The following is a 17,208-nucleotide window of genomic DNA, read 5'->3' as shown; positions in this document are numbered from 1 at the left end:
TCAGGCGGCTTCGAAGCCCGCGTGGTCGGCGATCTTCTTCAGCTCGGCCAGCGCGTGCTTCTCGATCTGGCGGATCCGCTCGCGGGTGAGGCCGTGCTGCTTGCCCACCTCGGTGAGGGTGCGCTCGCGGCCGTCCTCCATCCCGTAGCGGGAACGGATGATCGAGGCGGTGCGGTCGTCCAACCGCCCGATCAGGTCGTCCAGTTCCTCGCGGCGGAGCATGACCATCACGGCGTCCTCGGGGGACGTGGCCCCGGTGTCCTCGACGAGGTCACCGAACTGGGTCTCGCCCTCGTCGTCGACCGACATGTTGAGGCTGACCGGGTCGCGCGCCCAGTCCAGCACGTCCTTGATCCGGGCCTCGGTGGTGTCCAGCTCGGCCGCGATCTCGGCCGGCTCCGGCTCACGGCCCAGCTCCTTGGACTTCTCCCGCTGCACCCGCCGGATCCGCCCGAGCTCCTCCACCAGGTGCACGGGCAGCCGGATGGTGCGGGACTGGTCGGCGATGGACCGGGTGATCGCCTGCCGGATCCACCACGTCGCGTACGTGGAGAACTTGAAGCCCTTGGCGTAGTCGAACTTCTCGACGGCGCGCACCAGGCCCGCGTTGCCCTCCTGGATGAGGTCCAGCAGCGGCAGGCCGCTGCGCGGGTAGCGACGGGCGACGGCGACCACGAGCCGGAGGTTGGACCGGATGAAGACGTCCTTGGCGCGCTCGGCGTCGGCGGCTATCGTCTCCAGCTCCTCGCGCGTGACGCCGTCGGGGAGTCCGCCCTCGTCCATCAGGTGCTGGGCGTACACGCCGGCCTCGATCCGCAGCGAGAGCTCGACCTCCTCGGCGGCATCGAGCAGGGGTGTCCTGGCGATCTCGTCGAGGTACATGCCGACCAGGTCGCGGTCGGCCTCAAGGTTGGTCGGGCGGGCCGCGCGACTCCGGTCGGCCCTGTCGCGAACGACGGCACGGGTGGCCATGCTTGCTCCCTTTGCTGGTATTGCCGAGGTCTGCCTGCCTGCCTCGTGAGGGCAAGAAGTGCGGGCCCCTGGAGGCACACACGTAACGATCCAACGAACAGAATCCGGACAACATTCCCAAGTCACTCAGATTCTTCCCGGCGATGCAGTATCCTGCCGGTTTTCACCCCGGCCTCGAACGCCGAGTGACCGGTCGGGCGCGTCCCGTGCCATCGGCCGGCCGCTCCGGGAGCGATGTCTTGACTCGACCGACACGCTGCCGCCGCCCACCCGTTGAACCCGCGAACGGCCGCCGGCGTTCCCCGCGTTCCCCGCTTTCCGCCTCCGCACGCACCCCGGCACACGCAGGTCCTCCTCACAAACGATGCCGAATCGCTATCACTCCGGCCCTTGCCCGGCACGGGACACTGGGAAGGTGTCAGTCATGCACCTGACCAACGGCACGAACCGCCTCACTGCGCGTAACCGCAGTCTCCTTCGGGACACCGCGCTCGCGCTGGGCTGTGCCGCGCTGTTCGGCCTGCTGGCCGCTCCGGTGACCGGCCAGTGGCACCCGCTGGTCCGCTTCGACCAGGAGTGGATCGGCGAACTGCACACCTACGCCCGGGAACACCGGGTGTGGACCGCCTCCGTGCAGACGCTCTCGGACATCGGCGGCACCGTCACGATGCGGACGCTGCTCGGAATCGCCGCCGGATGGCTCTGGTTGATCGGCGCACGGGTGCTGGCCGGCTGGGTGGCCGCCCAGGCCCTGGTCGGCTGGGGCGCCCAGTGGGCGCTGAAGCTGACCTTCGGCCGCAGCCGCCCCTCCTTCACCGATCCGGTCTCGCACGCCGACGGCCCGGCCTTCCCCTCCGGACACGCCATGGCCTCGGCGATCACCTGCGCCGTCCTGGTCGGCCTGCTCTGGTACCGGGTCCGCCGGCGCGGCCGCACCGCCGCCTGCCTGGTGGCGGCGGCCACGGTGCTGACCATCGGCTGGACCCGGATCGCGCTCGGGGTGCACTGGCCCAGCGACGTCCTGGCCGGCTGGCTGGCCGCCGGCATCGTGCTGGGCACCGTGACCGCCGTGATCCAGGTCTGGCGCCCCGGCGCCCTGGCCCGCGACGTACGGCGGGTCAACTGGCGCACCAGGGACCGGGTCCAGCGGGTCGTCGTGTCGGGCGGGCGCTCCTCGCGCACGGTCGCCCCGCTGGACGAGGACGGGCCGCACGGCCTGCCGGAGGAGGTCCCGGGCGACCCGTCCGGCCGGGCCGACGAGACCGTCCGCTGAGGCCGCGTCACCCCACGGCCCGCCCCACGGCCCACTCCCGGCCACCGCCGGCCACCGCCGGCCACCGCCGGCCACCGCGCTAGCGTGGCGGCCATGCCCGACACCACCGCCCCCATCTCCCCCGCCGCGCCCGCCGGTTACCCCGAGCGCCCGCTGCGGATCGCCACCGTCCAGGCCCAGGCCGTGGCCGGTGACATACCCGCCAACGTCGCCCAGGCCGCCGAACTGGTCCGCGAGGCCGCCCGGGCCGGCGCCCGGCTGGTGCTCTTCGCGGAGAAGGTCCTCTCCGGGTACGAGCCCGAGCTGATCAGCGCCGACCCCGTCAAGTACGCCGTCCAGCCCGGCGATCCGCGCCTCACGCCGATCGCCGAGGCCTGCCGCGAGACCGGCACCGCCGCCATCGTCGGCGCCGCCGTACGGGACGGCGCCGACCTGCGCGTCTCCGCCCTCGTCCTGGGCCCGGACGGCGAGTTCGTCACCCGCTACGACAAGCAGCACCTGTTCATGACCGAACGCGAGCACTACCGCCCCGGGACGGCCGGCTGCACCCTGGAGCTGGACGGCTGGCGGCTCGGGCTCGGCGTCTGCTACGACTCCGGCTTCCCCGAGCACGCCCGGGCCGCCGCGCTCGACGGCTGCCACGCGTACCTGGTCGGCGCGCTGTTCAGCATGGGACACGGCCACCACGAGTCCCGCACCTGGTTCCCGGCCCGCGCGCTCGACAACACCCTCTACACGGTGCTCGCCAACCACATCGGCCGCACCGGCGGCTGGCACACCTGCGGCGGCAGCGCGGTCTGGGGCCCGGACGGCCGGCTGATCGCCGAAGCGAGCGAGGACCGGCGCGAACTCGTCGTCGTCGACCTCGACCCGGACGTCCTGCGCCGCACCCGCGAAACCGAGTCCCTCCTCGCCGACCTCGCCCTCGCCACCGCCCGCCCGCAGGCCCCCCGAGCCCGCTTCACCCTGGCCTGACCCACCTCGGCGGCCCCCCGGCCGGGAGCGTCGGGGCACGGGGCGCGGTCGGCCCCGGCGCACCGGCCACGGCCCGGTCAGGAGGCGCGCATCGCCGCCACCGCGGTCATCCGTCCGACCCGGCGGGCCGGCAGCACCGCGGCGGCCAGGCCGACCAGGACGGTCAGGGCCAGGGCGGCCAGCACCGGCAGGACCGGCGGGGTGCCGACCGTTCCCAGCGTCGAGGTGATCGAGCGGGCGGCCGCCCAGCCGTAGGCGACGCCAAGGCCGGTGCCGACCAGCGCGCCGGCCAGGGAGAGCAGCAGCGCCTCCAGGGTGAGCATCCGGCGCAGTTGCTCGCGCGACATCCCGATCGCGCGCAGCATGCCGATCTCGCGGGAGCGTTCGCTGATGCTGAGCATCAGGGTGGCCGCGACGCCCAGGCCGGCGATGGCGACGGAGAAGGACAGCAGGACCATGCTGACGGTCTTCAGCCGGTCCAGCAGCGAGCGCAGGGTGTCCGCCTGGGCGGCCGTGTCGGCGACGGTCACCTGCGGGTGGTCGGCGAGGGCGCGGTCCAGGGCCCGGCGGGCGGTCGGCCGGTCGTCGCCGGCGGCCGGGGAGATCCAGGCCGTGGTGACGGGCGCGCCGGGGGCGAGGCGGTCCAGGGTCGTGGGCGTCACCAGCAGGGTGGCGCCGCTCTGCAGGGTGAACGGCAGGCTGCTGCGGCCGGGTTGGAGCCTCAGCTCGACGCCGCCGGCCCGCCGCACCCCGGTCTCGCCGAGTCCGCTCAGTGCGGTGCCCTCGGTGAGTGCGCGGGCCCGGTCCACGTCGTCCGTCGAGGAGTTGAGCCGGGTGGGGTCGACGGCGGCGACCACGGTGGGCCGGCCGTCGAGGTCGACGGTGGCCGAGCGGACCGGGGTGACGGTCAGCCCGTGGTCGGCGCCGAGGGCACCGAGTGCCCCGGCGGGCAGGGCGCCGCCGCCGGTGGCGGCCGCCGAGAAGACGCCGGGCTGGCGCGCGGACATCACGGGCACCAGCGACTGCGAGGTGATGTCGAGCGCGGTGACCGCGCCGACCATCACGGTCACGCCGAGCAGCAGCGCCGAGCCGGTGGCCCCGGTACGGCCGGGGTTGAGCCGCAGTTGCTGGGTGGCGAGCCGGCCCGCCGTCCCGCCGAGCCTGCGGGCGGGGCGGCCCAGTACGGCGACGACCGCGGGCAGCACCCGGTGGGACAGCCGCAGCACCCCGAAGAAGTTGGCGATGGCACCGACGGTGACGGCGAGCAGCGACAGCGGCGGCGGGGTCAGCGCCCCGGCCACCAGCAGCGCCGTGCCCGCGAGCAGCAGCCCGGAGGTCCGGACCGCGGCCCGCGCCCTGGCCGCCCCGCCGGCCGGCGCGGGGGTGCCGCCGAGCGCGGCGATCGGCGGCACGGCCGCGGCGGCCTTCGCCGGGCCGCGTACGGCCAGCAGGGTCAGCAGCACGCCGAACAGGCCGGCCAGCAGGCAGGTCAGCGGGGAGGGCATCAGCGACAGGTGCACCGGTCCGAGGTCGAGCCCGCCGACCACGGCCGTGCCGAGCGCGCCGAGGGCGACCCCCAGCAGCACGCCCGCCGCCGAGGCGCCCGCCCCGAGCAGCAGTCCCTGGCGGCGGATCAGCCGGCGCAGCTGCTGCCGGTCGGCGCCCACGCAGCGCAGCAGGGCGAGCTGGCGGGTCCGCTGGGCGAGCACGACCGTGAAGGTGTTGCCGACCACCATCCGCGCCACCGCGAGCGCGATCAGGACGAAGGAGAGCGCGGCGACCAGCACCACGCCGTACATGGTGTTGCTCTGCCGGGTCGCCTCGGTGACCGAGGCCGCGCGGGTGTGCACCTGGGCGTCGGCGCCGAGGGCGGCGCGCAGGGCGTCGACGGTCCCGGTCCGGGAGGCGCCGGGGGTGGCCCTGACGTCGAGTCGGTCGGTGGTGACGCCGGTCGCGTAGCCGGCGACCGCGCTCGCCGGGACGCCGATGATCGGCGCTCCGGCGAGGCTCGGGGCACCCCGCTCGTCCAGGGTGCCGACCAGCCGGGCGGTGGCGGCGGTGCCGTCGGCCCGGGTCAGGTGGACCTCGGCGCCCACGGCGGCGTCCAGCCGGTGCGCGGTCCCGGTGTCGAGCAGCACCTCGCCGGGGCCGGCGGGCCAGCGGCCGTCCTTGAGCAGCTGCCACCGCAGCGCCGGGTCCTCGGCGACGGCGCTGACCGCGGCGGTCCGGTCGAGCGGCCGCCCGTCGGCGGCCAGCACGGCGCTCCTGCCGGTCAGCCGCGGGGCCACCGCGGCCACCCCGGGGGTCTGCCGCACCTGCTCGGCGGCCGCCGCGTCCAGCCCGCCGGCCGCGGCCTTCCCGGTCACCTGGATGTCGCCGGGGCCGACCTCGGCGGCCGCGGTCTGGCTGTAGGAGTCCACCAGCGCCCCGCTGCCGCTGACGGAGGCGATCAGAAAGGCCACCCCCAGGGCGATCGCGGCGCCGCTCAGGAGCAGTTGGCGCAGCTGGCCGCGCAGCTCGGCCACGGTGTATCGGTAGGTCGTCATGGTTCCCCGGCTCGTCCGCCCTGACCGGGAACGGTGCTCCGGCAGGGGTCTCGACGAGCCTAGGAGCGCGGCGGCCACGTCCCGTCGGCACGAGGTCTGTTTCATGATCAAACCGTGGGCGCACGGCGGCCTCCGCCGTCTCCTCCCGGAGAGGTACGCCGCCCCTGACGCCGGCCGGTCCGCCCGCCGCCGGTCGCACCCGCCGGTCGGCGGTCGGCCGCGGGCGGCGGGCAGCGGGCGGCGCCGGGCCCGGGAACGCCGCAGGCCCCCCGCCCGGAGTTGGCGGAGGGCCTGTGACCTGCGTGTTCGTTGTGCCCCAGGCAGGATTCGAACCTGCGACACCGGCTTTAGGAGAGCCGTGCTCTATCCCCTGAGCTACTGAGGCGCGGCCCGGGTGCTACCAGGCCGTTCACAGCGTACCGGATCAGGGGTGGGGCGCGGGGTGACGGAGGGGGTGCGGGCGGGGTGCGGGCGGCCGACGGGGTGTCAGGGCGGTTCAAGTAGCCTGCCGGGCAGGGTGGGATCCGCCCCGGAACGCCTCGCTAAGGAGACGAAGGACCTGATGAAACCTGCTGTGCACCCGGTGGGCCGGCTGTTGGGGCAGGTGTGGGTGTGGCCCTCGGTGGTCATGCTGGCGGTGGGCGGGTACCGGCTGGGGACGCCGGACCTGTGGCGGGACGAGATGGCGACCTGGACGGTGGCCACCCGCTCCCTGGGGGACCTGCTGCGGCTGCTCCAGCACGTCGACGCCAGTAACGGCGCGTACTACCTGCTGATGCACGGCTGGACGGCGGTGTTCGGCGACTCGACGGTCTCACTGCGAATACCCTCCGTGCTGGCGATGGCCGGGGCGGCGGCGTTCGTGGCGCTCACCGCCGAGCGGCTGTTCGGCAGCAGGGTGGCGGCGGTCGGGGCCGGGCTGCTGTTCACCGTCCCCCCGGAGATCTCCCGCTACGCCCAGGAGGCGCGCTCCTACGCGCTGGTGACCTGCGCGATCGCGGCGGCCTCGTACTTCCTGCTGCGGGCGCTGGAGCGGCCGACCTGGCGGCGCTGGGCGCCGTACTGCGCGGCCATGGCGCTGGCCGGCGCCGGGCACCTGGTGTCCTTCAGCACGGTCGCCGGGCAGGTGGCGCTCCTGGCGCTGCACCTGTGGCGCACCCGCCCGGAGACGGACCGGCGGCTGCTGTGGCACTACCCCCTGGCGGTCGCCGTGGCGGCGCTGCCGGTGCTGCCGGTGGTGCTGCTGGGCAGCCGGCAGTCGGACCGGCAGCTGGGCTGGATACCGACCCCCTCCCTGCGCGGCCTCGCCTACTTCGGGGAGCGCCTGTTCGGCTCGGACGTCGTGTTCTACGCCTTCGTCCCGCTGGCGCTGCTGGCGCTGGCACTGCCCGGCCGGCGGATCCGGGCCTGGCAGGCGCTGCTGCTCGCGGAACTGCCGGTGGTGGGCGTCTGGCTGGTGTCCCGCCTGACCGACACCTCGTACTTCCTCGGGCGGTACCTGCTGTTCACGGTGCCCGCCTGGGCGGTGCTGGCCGGCGGCGGCGCCGGGGCGCTGTACGGCGCGGTGGCGGCCCTGGCCCGGCGACGCGGCCGGGCCCCCCGGGGGGCCGTCGCGGCGGCCGGACTGCTGACGGTCGGGCTGCTCGCGGTACCGGCCGTGGCGTCGCTGCCGCGGCAGCCCGAGGTGCGGTACGTGGGCTCGCACAACGGCTCGGAGGAGCCGTTCAAGGCGGCGGCCCGGGAGATCTCGGCCGGCTACCGCTCCGGGGACGGGATGGCGGCCCCGCTGGGCGACCAGTCCTGGGCGCTGGCCTGGCCCGGCGTCGACTACTACCTGCCCTCGGACGTGCGCCCCTATCCGGTCTTCGTCGCGCAGAGCGCCGACGACGCCGGGGAGCTCTCGCCGATGCCCTGCCCGCAGCCGGCGGACTGCCTGGGCGGGGTGTCCCGGATCTGGCTGCTGGTCCTCGGCGACACCCCGGACCCGCTGGGCGCGATGCCCACGGACCAGGCGCAGGTGCTCCGCGCCCAGTACGGCGACCCGGACCGGGTGACGCCGCTCGGCGGTCTCACGCTCGCGCTGCTCGACCGGGACGCCTAGGGCGGAGAAGGAGGAAGGGGAGCCGGTGCGGACCGGCTCCCCTTCTTCTTTCGATGCCTCAGCGGCTCAGTGGCCCGGCGGCCCAGCGGCCCGGCGGCTCACAGCGTGCGCAGCAGCCGGGACTGGATGGACGGCGGGTTCAGGTCGGACTGGAGGGCCACCGGGACCTCCGCCTTGCCGTCGCCCGCGCCCACCCGCAGCACGCCGACCTCCATGCCGGCCGTCCCCCTGTGGTCGATCTTCGAGGTGTCCAGGGTGACCGTGCCGGAGATGCCGGGGAAGCCCGCCACCACCAGGTCCTTGGTCGCGACGACCGCGACCTTGCCGCCGAGCCCGTCCTCCACCGAGCCGACGACGTCGCCCTTCTTCACCACGATCTGGCCGGTCACGCCGTTCTGCGCGGCCTGGATCTGCTTGCCGCTGACCTTCAGCACGGTCGGCAGGATGCCGTCGCCCGGGTTGGGCGAGGTGGCCTGCTGGCCCAGCGTGACACCGAGGATCAGCCGCTGCACACCGCCGATCTCCTTGTAGGCGGCCCACATCAGGCAGCCGCCGGCCGGGGTGCTGGAGCCGGTCTTGACGCCGATGACGCCGGTCTTCGGGTTGATCAGGTTGTTGGTGTTGGAGATCTTCACGTTGTTGAAGTTGGTCTCCGGGGTGGAGACGATCTGCCGGAAGATCTCGTCCTGCATGACCTGCTCGGCCAGCTTCAGCTGGTCCTTGGCGGTGGACTTGGTGTCCGCGCTGAAACCCGCCGGGTCGGCGTAGATGGTGTTGGCCATGCCGAACTTGGCCGAGGTGTCGTTCATCAGCTTGACGAACTCGGCCTCGGAGCCGGAGTGGAAGCGGGCGAGCAGCCGGGCCACGTTGTTGGCCGAGGGCAGCATCAGCAGTTCCAGGGCCTGGTACTCGGTGAGCACCTGGCCCTCGGTGAGCGTCACCCGGGACTCGTCGACGTTGCCGGACTCCTGCGCGGCCTGCTTGTCGACGGTGATCTTCGGGCCGCTCTCCCCCTTCTTCAGGGGGAACTTCTGGAGGATCAGGTAGGCGTTCATCACCTTGGTGACACTGGCGATCGAGGACGGCGTCTCCTGGCCCGAGCTGCCGAGGCTGCCGACGCCGACCACCTCGGCGGCGGACTGGCCCTTGGCCGGCCAGGCGAGGTCGAGCACGTCGCCGGAGAAGCTGTAGCTGCCCGCGGCGGTCATCTTCAGCTTGGGGTCCGGCAGCGGGCGCAGCAGTTGGGCCACCGCGAGCGCGCCGAGCACCACGGCGAGGAAGACCGTCCAGATGGTCACCCGCTTGAGGGCACGCCGCAGCGGCGAGACCGGGCGGGCGTTGAGGGAGGCCAGGACCTCCATCGCCTCGGCGGTGTTCTCCGGCGACGGCAGCGGCTCCGGTGCGGGCAGCGGCTCGGGCTCGGGCAGCGGCGGGACCGGCGGCACCGGCCGCGGGTCGGGCTCCGGCAGCGGCTTCGGGGCCGGCACGGGCGCGGGCACGGGGGCCGGCTTCGGCAGCGGCGTCGGGCCGGGGGTCGGCTCCGGCTCGGGAACGGGCCCGGGCTCCGGACGCGGCTCGGGCTTCGGCTCCGGCACGGTGCCGGCCGGGGCGGCGGTGCCCGCGGCGGAGGCGCGCGGCGGCGCGGGCTTCTCCAGCTTCTCGGCCCGGTCCGGCCGCTGACCGGGCTGCCCGGTCCTGGTCAGCGCGAGGGTCACGGAGCCGATGGCGGGAGCGTCCTCGGCGTCGGCGTCCTCGGCGTCCCCGGTGTCCTCCGGGTCGTCCTCGGTTCCGGCGTCCCCGGTCTTCTCGGTCTTCTCGGCCTTCTCGGCCTTCTCGGCCGGGCCGGTCTGCTCGGCCTTCCCGGTCCGCTCCGCGCTGTCGGCCGCGTCGGTGCCGTCGGCCTTGCGCTCCTTGTCGGCCTTGCGGGCGTTGTCCGTGTTGCGAGCGTTGTCGGCGTTGTCGGCCGCTTCGTCGGCCGCCTTCTCCGCCTCGTCCGCCGTCCCGGCCGGTGCGGCCGAGGACCCCGAGCCGCCCTCGGAGCCGCCCTCGGAGCCGGTCTCCCCAGACGGCTCGGCCGCCTTCCGCCCGGCCTTCCCGGCCGCCGTGGCACCCGTCCGCATGGCGAGACGCGGGTCGGCGGCGACCGGACGCCCGGCGGGCTCGGCATCCTCCGCGGTTTCCGGCGAAGTCGCCTTCTCCCCCTCCCCACCTTCGGAACTCCCCTTGCCGGCAGCCTTCACCAGCTCGTCGGGCAGCCGCAGCGCGGTGGTGCTGTTGTCCACCGGCAGCCGCAGCGTCGTCGTCCGGCTGTCCACATCCCGGACGCGGAGCTGTACGGTCGAGCCGCCCTTGGGCGCCGCCTCCGGAGCGTCGACGGGCGCCTTCGGGGCCGCCTCGCCGGAGGCCTCCGCGGGGCTGTCCGAGGAGGTGTCGGAGGAGGTCTCGGCGGTCGCCTCGGCGGCGGCCGTTGCCGACGGCCCGTCAGCAGCCGTACCGGAGCCGCCCTCGGCCGGCCCGGCGGCCGACGCCGCCGTACCGGTCCGTTCGCGCTCGCGGTCGCGCTGCCGCTCGTCGCCGTCCCTCAGCACCCTGTCGGGGGACTCGCCCACGTATCCCAGCCTCCTCAACGCCCGGCGGGGCACCGGCGAACCCGATTTCGGGAAGCCGACGCCCCGCCCCGTGTACCTGTACAGTCTCCGCCACCGGCGGCCGTTCCGGCCGCACACACCCCGCCCGACCGGCGCTTATTGTCGCCACCCGGTCGCGCCGCGGCCTGTTCACCGATCAGACGCAAGGCCCGCCGCCGCCGGTTCCGCACCTTCACCGCAAGGTCACGATTCGGAGGCGTACTCGACAAGCCCGTGTGAGAGGCGTCACCCTGTCTCTCATCCACGCGGGGAGGCTTGGATGGGCAAGAGCCGCAGAACTGTTCCCGAGGAACTCTTGCTGCTCGCTTTGGACCCGACCACGGGTACCACGGCGCAGCCGCAGACCCTCGACCTCGGACTCGCCGGGGCGCAGCTCGTCGAGCTGTCCCTGGCCGGACGGATCGTACCGGAGGGAGACCGGATCGCCGTCGTGCTCGCACGACCGACCGGCGACCCGACCCTTGACCACGCACTGGAACTGCTGCGCCGACGCGGCAGTCCGGTCCGCGCGGCGCACTGGATCGGCGGGCCCCGGCTGGGGCTGCGGCAGACCTATCTGGCGCACCTGGAGCGCTGCGGCATGGTCACGGCCGTGCCGGGCCAGGTGTGCGGGGTGCTGCCGACGACCCGGTACCAGGCGTCCGACGACTGCACCAACGCCGCGATCAAGCAGCGGCTGGACACCGCGATCCGCACCGGTGTTCCGCCGGATCCGCGGACGGCCGCGCTCGCCGCGCTCGCCCACTCGGTCGGGCTGGGCAAGCACCTGTACCCGGGCAACGAGGGCCGGTCCTCGCGGTCGCGGTTGCGCGACCTGATCCGGTACGACCCGCTGGGCGGGATGGTCGCGCACGCCGTGATGGACGTGCAGAACGGCCTACCGGCGCAGCAGAACCGTTCTTCCCAGGGTTCCGGGGCCGCTGCCGGCCGCCCCGGCGCCCGTACGGCGGGCCGGGGTTCGGGCGGGCGGGTCCCCGCCTCCCGGGTCGGCGTCCGCTGACCCGGGAGGGCACCAGACCCCGGGGGTGCATCAGACCCCGGGGGTGCACCAGAACCGGGGAGGGCAGCAGAACCGGGGAGGGCACGAGGGCCGGGGAGTCCTGGAGGGCTTCGACGGCCGCAGCGGTCCGCACGGCCCGGCGGGCAGCCACCACGGCGCCCGACACCACCGGCCGCGCACCCGGCGGCGCACGCCGTCCCCCTCGCACCGCCCGAAGGCGCTGAGCGCCCCGACGCACCACCGGTGCCACCGGCACCACCGGCACCACCAACAGCACCGAGGGGCGGTCGCCCCGCGACGCGAGTCGCCCGGCGACCGCCCCTTCGCCGTCCCCGGACGCCCGGCAACCGCCCGCCCCCGCACCTGCCGGGGCAGGTGCGGGCCGGTCCGGGGGCGGCCTCCGCAGTACCTGTCCGAGTCGTCCGAGCCGCATTACCACCTGGGGGCTTTCGCTGTCTCGCGGAAGTGCTTTTCCGATGATCTGTGCTACCGCGCTGCTGTGATTCCCCGGCGCCGACCTGGCCCAAGGTGACATGCTGCTCCAAGTCAGGGGGGTTGGTCCCAATGTCCGAAGTGTTCCGAGGGCTGCCGCTCCAACGAGCACCAGAGGTCCGGCCGGAGGTCGAAGTGTCCGCCAACGTCAATCCCACCGTGCGCCGCCGGCGCCTCGGTTCGGAGCTGCGCAAGCTCCGCGAGGGCCTGGGCATGACGGCCGAGGAGGTCGCCGGCCGGCTGATGGTCTCCCAGTCGAAGATCAGCCGGCTGGAGAACGGCCGCCGCAGCATCAGCCAGCGCGATGTGCGCGACCTCTGCGACGTCTACAACGTGCCCGACGACCAGCTGCGCGCCAGCCTGATGGAGATGGCCAAGGAGTCGCGCCAGCGCGGATGGTGGCACGACTTCAACGACATGCCGACCCCGTACAGCGTCTACATCGGACTGGAGGCCGAGGCCTCCTCGATCCGCGCGTACGAGTCCTCCTTCGTCCCCGGCCTGCTGCAGACCGAGCACTACGCCCAGGCCGTGGTCGAGGGCACCCAGCCGGACACCGACGCGGTCGCCGTGCAGCGCCGGGTGCAGGTCCGGATGAAGCGCCAGGAGCGCATCCACGGCGAGAACCAGCTGGGCAGCCTGTGGACCGTCATAGACGAGGCGGTGCTGCGCCGCGAGGTCGGCAGCAAGGCCGTGATGGCCCAGCAGTTGCAGCAGATGCTGGAGCTCAGCCAGCGCGCGAACATCACCATCCAGGTGATCCCGTTCTCGCACGGCGCCCATCCCGGCATGACCGGGACATTCTCGCTGCTGGAGTTCCCGGAGTCAGCCGATTCCACAGTTGTCTACTTCGAAGGTGTGACGAGCGATCTGTACCTGGAGAAGGAGGCGGACGTGCGCCGCTATACCGGTCTGTACGACTACCTGAGAGCGGCCGCACTCGGTGTCGCGGAGAGCCGGTCGCTGATAGCCGACATCGAGAAGGAATTCCACGAATGATCACCCCGTCCGAGTACGGAACCCGTTGGCGCAAGAGCAGTCACAGCGGGGGCCAAGGCGCCTGCGTGGAGATCGCCGTCCCAGGCGCGGGGGAGGTGGCCGTCCGGGACTCCAAGGACCCCCGGGGGCCCCAGCTGCGCTTCTCGGCCGATGCCTGGAACGCCTTCGCCTCGGCGGTGGGGGACGGCGCCTTCGGCGGCCTCCCGGACTGACCCTCCCGCCCGGTTCCGCACTCGGACCAGTTGCCCGTAGCGGTGGCCGTCGCCCCTCGGCGGCGGCCGGCGCTACGGGCAACTCCCGTTCCGGGGTCCCGGGTCGCTCAGCCCGTCACCGGGTAGCGGGTGGCCCAGTTGGCGCCCTCCGGGGTCCGCCGGTCGTGCAGTTCGGTGCCGTGCACCAGCTCCAGCACGAAGTCGTCGGCGAGTTCGAGGATCGCCCCGCGCCCTTCCAGCCCGGCCAGCAGGCCCGGCGGCAGCGCGGTGTCTCCGTGCAGCGCCCCGAGCAGGTTGCCGCAGATCGCGCCGGTGGAGTCGCTGTCCCCGGAGTGGTTGACCGCGAGCAGCAGGCCCGAGCGCACGTCGTGGGCGACCAGGGCGCAGTAGACGCCGATCGCCAGCGCCTCCTCGGCCACCCAGCCCTCCCCCAGCGCCTCGACCCGGTCGGCGGACGGCTCGCCGGCCCGCACCGCGTCCAGGGCGGCCCGCAGCGCGGCGGTGGTCTCCTCGTGCGCCGGCCGCTCGGAGAGCAGGGCGAGCGCCAGGTGGACGCCCTCCTCCAGGGTGCCGCCGCGGGCGACGGACTGGACGATCACCGCGAACGCGCCCGCCGCGAGGTATCCGGTGGGGTGGCCGTGGGTGAGCACCGAGCACTCCACCGCGAGTTGGAACACCAGGCCCGGCTCCCAGGTGGTGAGCAGCCCGAAGGGCGCCGCCCGCACCACCGTGCCGCAGGCCTTGGAGTGCGGGTTCTTGGGGACCTCCAGGGTGCCGAGCCGCTCGGCGTGGGCCCCGCTGAGGCCCGACAGGCAGCCCTGTCCGGGGGCGCGCTGGGCGTAGAGCCACTCCTCGCGGCCGAGCCAGCCGAGGTCGGGGCGGCGCTCGTCGGGGCCCCAGTCGCGCTGGGTGGCGGCCCAGCGCAGGTAGGCCAGGTGCAGGTCGGTGGGCGGGTGCCAGCTGCCGGTGTCGCGCCGGATGTGGGCGCGGATCAGCCCGTCGACGGTGAAGAGGCTGAGCTGGGTGTCGTCGGTGACGGCGCCGGTGCGCCCGTACGCGGGGACGTAGCCGGTGACGCCCTGCGGGCCGTGCTGGGCCCGGATCTTCTCCAGCGACTCGAACTCGACGCCGGCGCCGAGCGCGTCCCCGACGGCACCGCCGAGCAGACAGCCCCGCACCCGGCTGCGGTAGTCCTGCTGCTGGGCGCGTGACCACAGTGGCATCACGACGGGGCGCCTTTCCTCGGGTGCGGGGTCCGCGCGTCGCTCGGCCGGGTGCGCGCCCTGGCACTGTATTCGAAGAGCCGATCGAATCGGCCCCTCCCCGGGAGTTCGGTGCCCCCGTCCCGGCCGCCGTGCGGGCGGCGGCCGGGACGGCACGGGTCTCAGTCCAGCACCGGCAGCAGCTCCGGCAGGTGCCCGTCCGAGGCCAGCGCCGCGGCCCGCCGCTCGGCCGGCACCTCGCCGTAGGTGGTGGTGCGCTGGCGGTGCGGGCGGCCCGCGGCCTCGGCGATCGCCTGGAGGTCGCGCACCGACTTGTAGCTGCCGTACGCCGAGCCGGCCATCCGCGAGATGGTCTCCTCCATCAGCGTGCCGCCGAGGTCGTTGGCGCCCGAGCGGAGCATCTCGGCCGCGCCCTCGGCGCCCAGCTTGACCCAGCTGGTCTGGATGTTGGGGATGTGCGGGTGCAGCAGCAGCCGGGCCATCGCGACCACCGCGCGGTTGTCCCGGGCGCTCGGGCCGGGCCGGGCGATGCCGGCCAGGTAGACGGGCGCGTTGGTGTGGATGAACGGCAGGGTCACGAACTCGGTGAAGCCGCCCGTCCGTTGCTGGATCCCGGCGAGCAGCCGCAGGTGGCCGAGCCAGTGCTGGGGGGTGTCCACGTGCCCGTACATCATCGTGGACGAGGAGCGCAGGCCCAGTTCGTGCGCGGTGGTGACCACCTCGACCCAGGTGGCGGCCGGCAGTTTGCCCTTGGTGAGCACCCAGCGGACCTCGTCGTCCAGGATCTCGGCGGCGGTGCCGGGGATGCTGTCCAGGCCCGACTCCTTGGCCCGCTGCAGCCAGTCCCGGATCGACAGCCCGGTGCGGGTCGCGCCGTTGACGACCTCCATGGGCGAGAAGGCGTGCACGTGGATGCCGGGCACCCGCTCCTTCACCGCGCGGGCGATGTCGAAGTAGGCGGTGCCGGGCAGGTCCGGGTGGATGCCGCCCTGCATGCAGACCTCGGTGGCGCCCACCTCCCAGGCCTGCGCGGCCCGGTCGGCGACCTGCTCCAGGGAGAGGGTGTAGGCGTCCGCGTCGGTGCGGCGCTGGGCGAAGGCGCAGAAGCGGCAGCCGGTGTAGCAGACGTTGGTGAAGTTGATGTTCCGGGTGACGCAGTAGGTGACGTCCTCCCCGACCGTGTCGCGGCGGACGTCGTCGGCGATCCGGCAGAGCGCGTCCAGGGCCGGGCCGTCCGCGTGGAACAGGGCCAGCGCCTGGTCGTCGGTCAGTCCGGTCGGGTCGTCGGCGGCCACCGCGAGGGCCTCCCGCAGGTCTCCGGCGAGGCGCTCGGGCGCGCCCTTCGCGAGCACCTGCTCGCGCAGCACCTCCCAGTCGCCGTACACGTCCTCGAAGTCGGCCCGGCGGTCGCCGGTGCGGCCCTCGGTGTCGATGGTGGCGTGCAGGTCGGTGCGGCCGTACGACTCCGGCAGGTCCTCGGGCTCCTGCCAGGGCAGGCCGCGGACCACCGCGTCCGGGTCGGCCAGGCCGGTGGCCGGGTCGGCCAGGGCGCGGACGTGCGGCAGCACCCGCGGGTCCAGCCAGGGTTCGCCGCGGCGCACGTACTCGGGGTAGACGGCGAGGCGCTCGCGCAGTTCGAAGCCGGCCGCCGCCGAGCGCTCGGCCAGCCGCTCGATCTGCGGCCAGGGGCGCTCGGGGTTGACGTGGTCCGGGGTGAGCGGGGAGACCCCGCCCCAGTCGTCGATGCCGGCCGCGATCAGCCGCTCGTACTCGCCGTCCACCAGGTTGGGCGGGGCCTGGAGGCAGGCGGCCGGGCCCATCAGGTGCCGGGCCACCGCCACCGTGGCCACCAGTTCGTCCAGTTCGGCGTCCGGCATGCCGCGCATCGCGGTGTCCGGCTTGGCCCGGAAGTTCTGCAGGATCAGTTCCTGGACGCCGTGGTAGGCGCGGGAGACCTTGCGCAGCGCGAACAGCGACTCGGCGCGCTCCTGGTACGTCTCGCCGATGCCGATCAGCAGGCCGCTGGTGAACGGGACGGAGCTGCGCCCGGCGTCCTCCAGCACCCGCAGCCGGACGGCCGGCTCCTTGTCCGGGGAACCGTGGTGCGGGCCGCCGGGCTCGCTCCACAGCCGGGTGGCGGTGGTCTCCAGCATCATGCCCATGGAGGCGGAGACGGGCTTGAGCCGCTGGAAGTCCGTCCAGCTCAGCACCCCGGGGTTGAGGTGCGGCAGCAGGCCGGTCTCCTCCAGGATGCGGATCGACATGGCGCGCACATAGGCGATGGTGTCGTCGTAGCCGTGCGCGTCCAGCCACTCGCGGGCCTCCGGCCAGCGGTCCTCGGGCTTGTCGCCGAGCGTGATCAGGGCTTCCTTGCAGCCGAGTTCGGCGCCCCGGCGGGCCACGTCCAGCACCTCGTCCGGGGACATGTACATCCCGTGGCCCTCCCGGCGCAGCCGGCCGGGGACGGTGACGAAGGTGCAGTAGTGGCACTTGTCGCGGCAGAGCCGGGTGAGCGGGATGAAGACGCTCTTGGAGTAGGTGATGACGCCTGGACGGCCGGCGGCTTCGAGGCCCGCGTCCCGGACCCTGGCGGCACTCGTACAGAGGTCCAGCAGGTCGTCGCCTCTGGCCTGGAGCAGCACGGCGGCCTCGGTCGTGTCGAGGGCGACGCCGTCCCGGGCGCGGCGCAGGGCTCGGCGCATCGCGTTCTCGGTCGGCGGGGTGCTGGCGTCCATGGCGGTTCCGTCCATGGCGCGACCCTACGCCA

11 protein-coding genes and 1 tRNA gene are annotated in these 17,208 nt (G+C 74.1%); 6 read left to right on the top strand and 6 right to left on the bottom strand.

Annotated features, from left to right (window positions below; genetic code table 11):
• Window positions 1-972 carry an RNA polymerase sigma factor RpoD/SigA gene (locus ACFWJ4_RS04910; protein ID WP_380539236.1) on the bottom strand — a complete coding sequence of 324 codons (972 nt, stop codon included), beginning with the start codon at window positions 970-972 and terminating at the stop codon, window positions 1-3.
• 424 nt (window positions 973-1,396) lie between these two features.
• Between ACFWJ4_RS04910 and ACFWJ4_RS04905 the strand changes: the two genes are divergently transcribed.
• Both ACFWJ4_RS04905 and ACFWJ4_RS04900 read left to right on the top strand, forming a co-directional pair.
• A complete protein-coding gene (locus ACFWJ4_RS04905; protein WP_380539233.1) occupies window positions 1,397-2,245 on the top strand; it encodes a phosphatase PAP2 family protein in 849 nt (282 codons plus the stop codon).
• Window positions 2,246-2,338: 93 nt separating this feature from the next.
• Entirely contained in the window at window positions 2,339-3,220 is an 882-nt protein-coding gene (locus tag ACFWJ4_RS04900; protein ID WP_380539230.1) for a carbon-nitrogen hydrolase family protein, read from the top strand.
• 77 nt (window positions 3,221-3,297) lie between these two features.
• On the opposite strand, the gene ACFWJ4_RS04895 is transcribed toward ACFWJ4_RS04900, so the two are convergent.
• Together ACFWJ4_RS04895 and ACFWJ4_RS04890 are read right to left on the bottom strand one after the other, a co-directional pair.
• Complete coding sequence (locus ACFWJ4_RS04895) at window positions 3,298-5,766, bottom strand: FtsX-like permease family protein (protein ID WP_380539227.1); 2,469 nt, start codon at window positions 5,764-5,766, stop codon at window positions 3,298-3,300.
• Between the two features lie 312 nt (window positions 5,767-6,078).
• Window positions 6,079-6,151, bottom strand: a tRNA-Arg gene (locus ACFWJ4_RS04890).
• 177 nt (window positions 6,152-6,328) lie between these two features.
• On the opposite strand from ACFWJ4_RS04890, the gene ACFWJ4_RS04885 reads away from it, so the two are divergent.
• Window positions 6,329-7,867, top strand: coding sequence for a glycosyltransferase family 39 protein (locus tag ACFWJ4_RS04885; protein ID WP_380539224.1), 1,539 nt, complete (start codon window positions 6,329-6,331; stop codon window positions 7,865-7,867).
• A 98-nt stretch (window positions 7,868-7,965) separates the two neighbouring features.
• Here ACFWJ4_RS04885 and ACFWJ4_RS04880 read toward each other — a convergent pair whose 3' ends face one another.
• A complete protein-coding gene (locus ACFWJ4_RS04880) occupies window positions 7,966-10,476 on the bottom strand; it encodes a hypothetical protein (protein WP_380539221.1) in 2,511 nt (836 codons plus the stop codon).
• Between the two features lie 298 nt (window positions 10,477-10,774).
• On the opposite strand from ACFWJ4_RS04880, the gene ACFWJ4_RS04875 reads away from it, so the two are divergent.
• From ACFWJ4_RS04875 to ACFWJ4_RS04865, 3 genes are all read left to right on the top strand, one after another.
• Complete coding sequence (locus ACFWJ4_RS04875) at window positions 10,775-11,515, top strand: GPP34 family phosphoprotein (protein ID WP_355268249.1); 741 nt, start codon at window positions 10,775-10,777, stop codon at window positions 11,513-11,515.
• Between the two features lie 627 nt (window positions 11,516-12,142).
• The gene (locus ACFWJ4_RS04870) at window positions 12,143-13,006 is read left to right on the top strand and encodes a helix-turn-helix transcriptional regulator (protein WP_359899824.1); all 864 of its coding nucleotides are present in this window, start codon (window positions 12,143-12,145) and stop codon (window positions 13,004-13,006) included.
• Window positions 13,003-13,218, top strand: coding sequence for a DUF397 domain-containing protein (locus ACFWJ4_RS04865; RefSeq protein WP_359899826.1), 216 nt, complete (start codon window positions 13,003-13,005; stop codon window positions 13,216-13,218). Before ACFWJ4_RS04870 ends, ACFWJ4_RS04865 begins: the two co-directional genes overlap by 4 nt.
• 107 nt (window positions 13,219-13,325) lie before the next feature.
• Here ACFWJ4_RS04865 and ACFWJ4_RS04860 read toward each other — a convergent pair whose 3' ends face one another.
• The gene (locus tag ACFWJ4_RS04860) at window positions 13,326-14,441 is read right to left on the bottom strand and encodes an ADP-ribosylglycohydrolase family protein (protein ID WP_380539218.1); all 1,116 of its coding nucleotides are present in this window, start codon (window positions 14,439-14,441) and stop codon (window positions 13,326-13,328) included.
• A gap of 161 nt (window positions 14,442-14,602) precedes the next feature.
• On the bottom strand, window positions 14,603-17,191 hold the full coding sequence (locus tag ACFWJ4_RS04855; protein WP_380353996.1) for a bifunctional FO biosynthesis protein CofGH: 2,589 nt from the start codon (window positions 17,189-17,191) through the stop codon (window positions 14,603-14,605).
• Window positions 17,192-17,208: the final 17 nt, after the last annotated feature.

Source organism: Kitasatospora sp. NPDC127067 (assembly GCF_042724755.1).
Lineage (GTDB): Bacteria > Actinomycetota > Actinomycetes > Streptomycetales > Streptomycetaceae > Kitasatospora > Kitasatospora lactacystinica.
This window is presented reverse-complemented; position numbering and strand designations above follow the sequence as displayed.

Coding starts and splice junctions, on each gene's coding strand:
- ACFWJ4_RS04900 (WP_380539230.1), top strand. CDS start 2,339: ATGCCCGACACCACCGCCCCCATCTCCCCCGCCGCGCCCGCCGGTTAC.
- ACFWJ4_RS04885 (WP_380539224.1), top strand. CDS start 6,329: ATGAAACCTGCTGTGCACCCGGTGGGCCGGCTGTTGGGGCAGGTGTGG.
- ACFWJ4_RS04860 (WP_380539218.1), bottom strand. CDS start 14,441: ATGCCACTGTGGTCACGCGCCCAGCAGCAGGACTACCGCAGCCGGGTG.
- ACFWJ4_RS04855 (WP_380353996.1), bottom strand. CDS start 17,191: ATGGACGGAACCGCCATGGACGCCAGCACCCCGCCGACCGAGAACGCG.
- ACFWJ4_RS04865 (WP_359899826.1), top strand. CDS start 13,003: ATGATCACCCCGTCCGAGTACGGAACCCGTTGGCGCAAGAGCAGTCAC.
- ACFWJ4_RS04905 (WP_380539233.1), top strand. CDS start 1,397: ATGCACCTGACCAACGGCACGAACCGCCTCACTGCGCGTAACCGCAGT.
- ACFWJ4_RS04875 (WP_355268249.1), top strand. CDS start 10,775: ATGGGCAAGAGCCGCAGAACTGTTCCCGAGGAACTCTTGCTGCTCGCT.
- ACFWJ4_RS04895 (WP_380539227.1), bottom strand. CDS start 5,766: ATGACGACCTACCGATACACCGTGGCCGAGCTGCGCGGCCAGCTGCGC.
- ACFWJ4_RS04910 (WP_380539236.1), bottom strand. CDS start 972: ATGGCCACCCGTGCCGTCGTTCGCGACAGGGCCGACCGGAGTCGCGCG.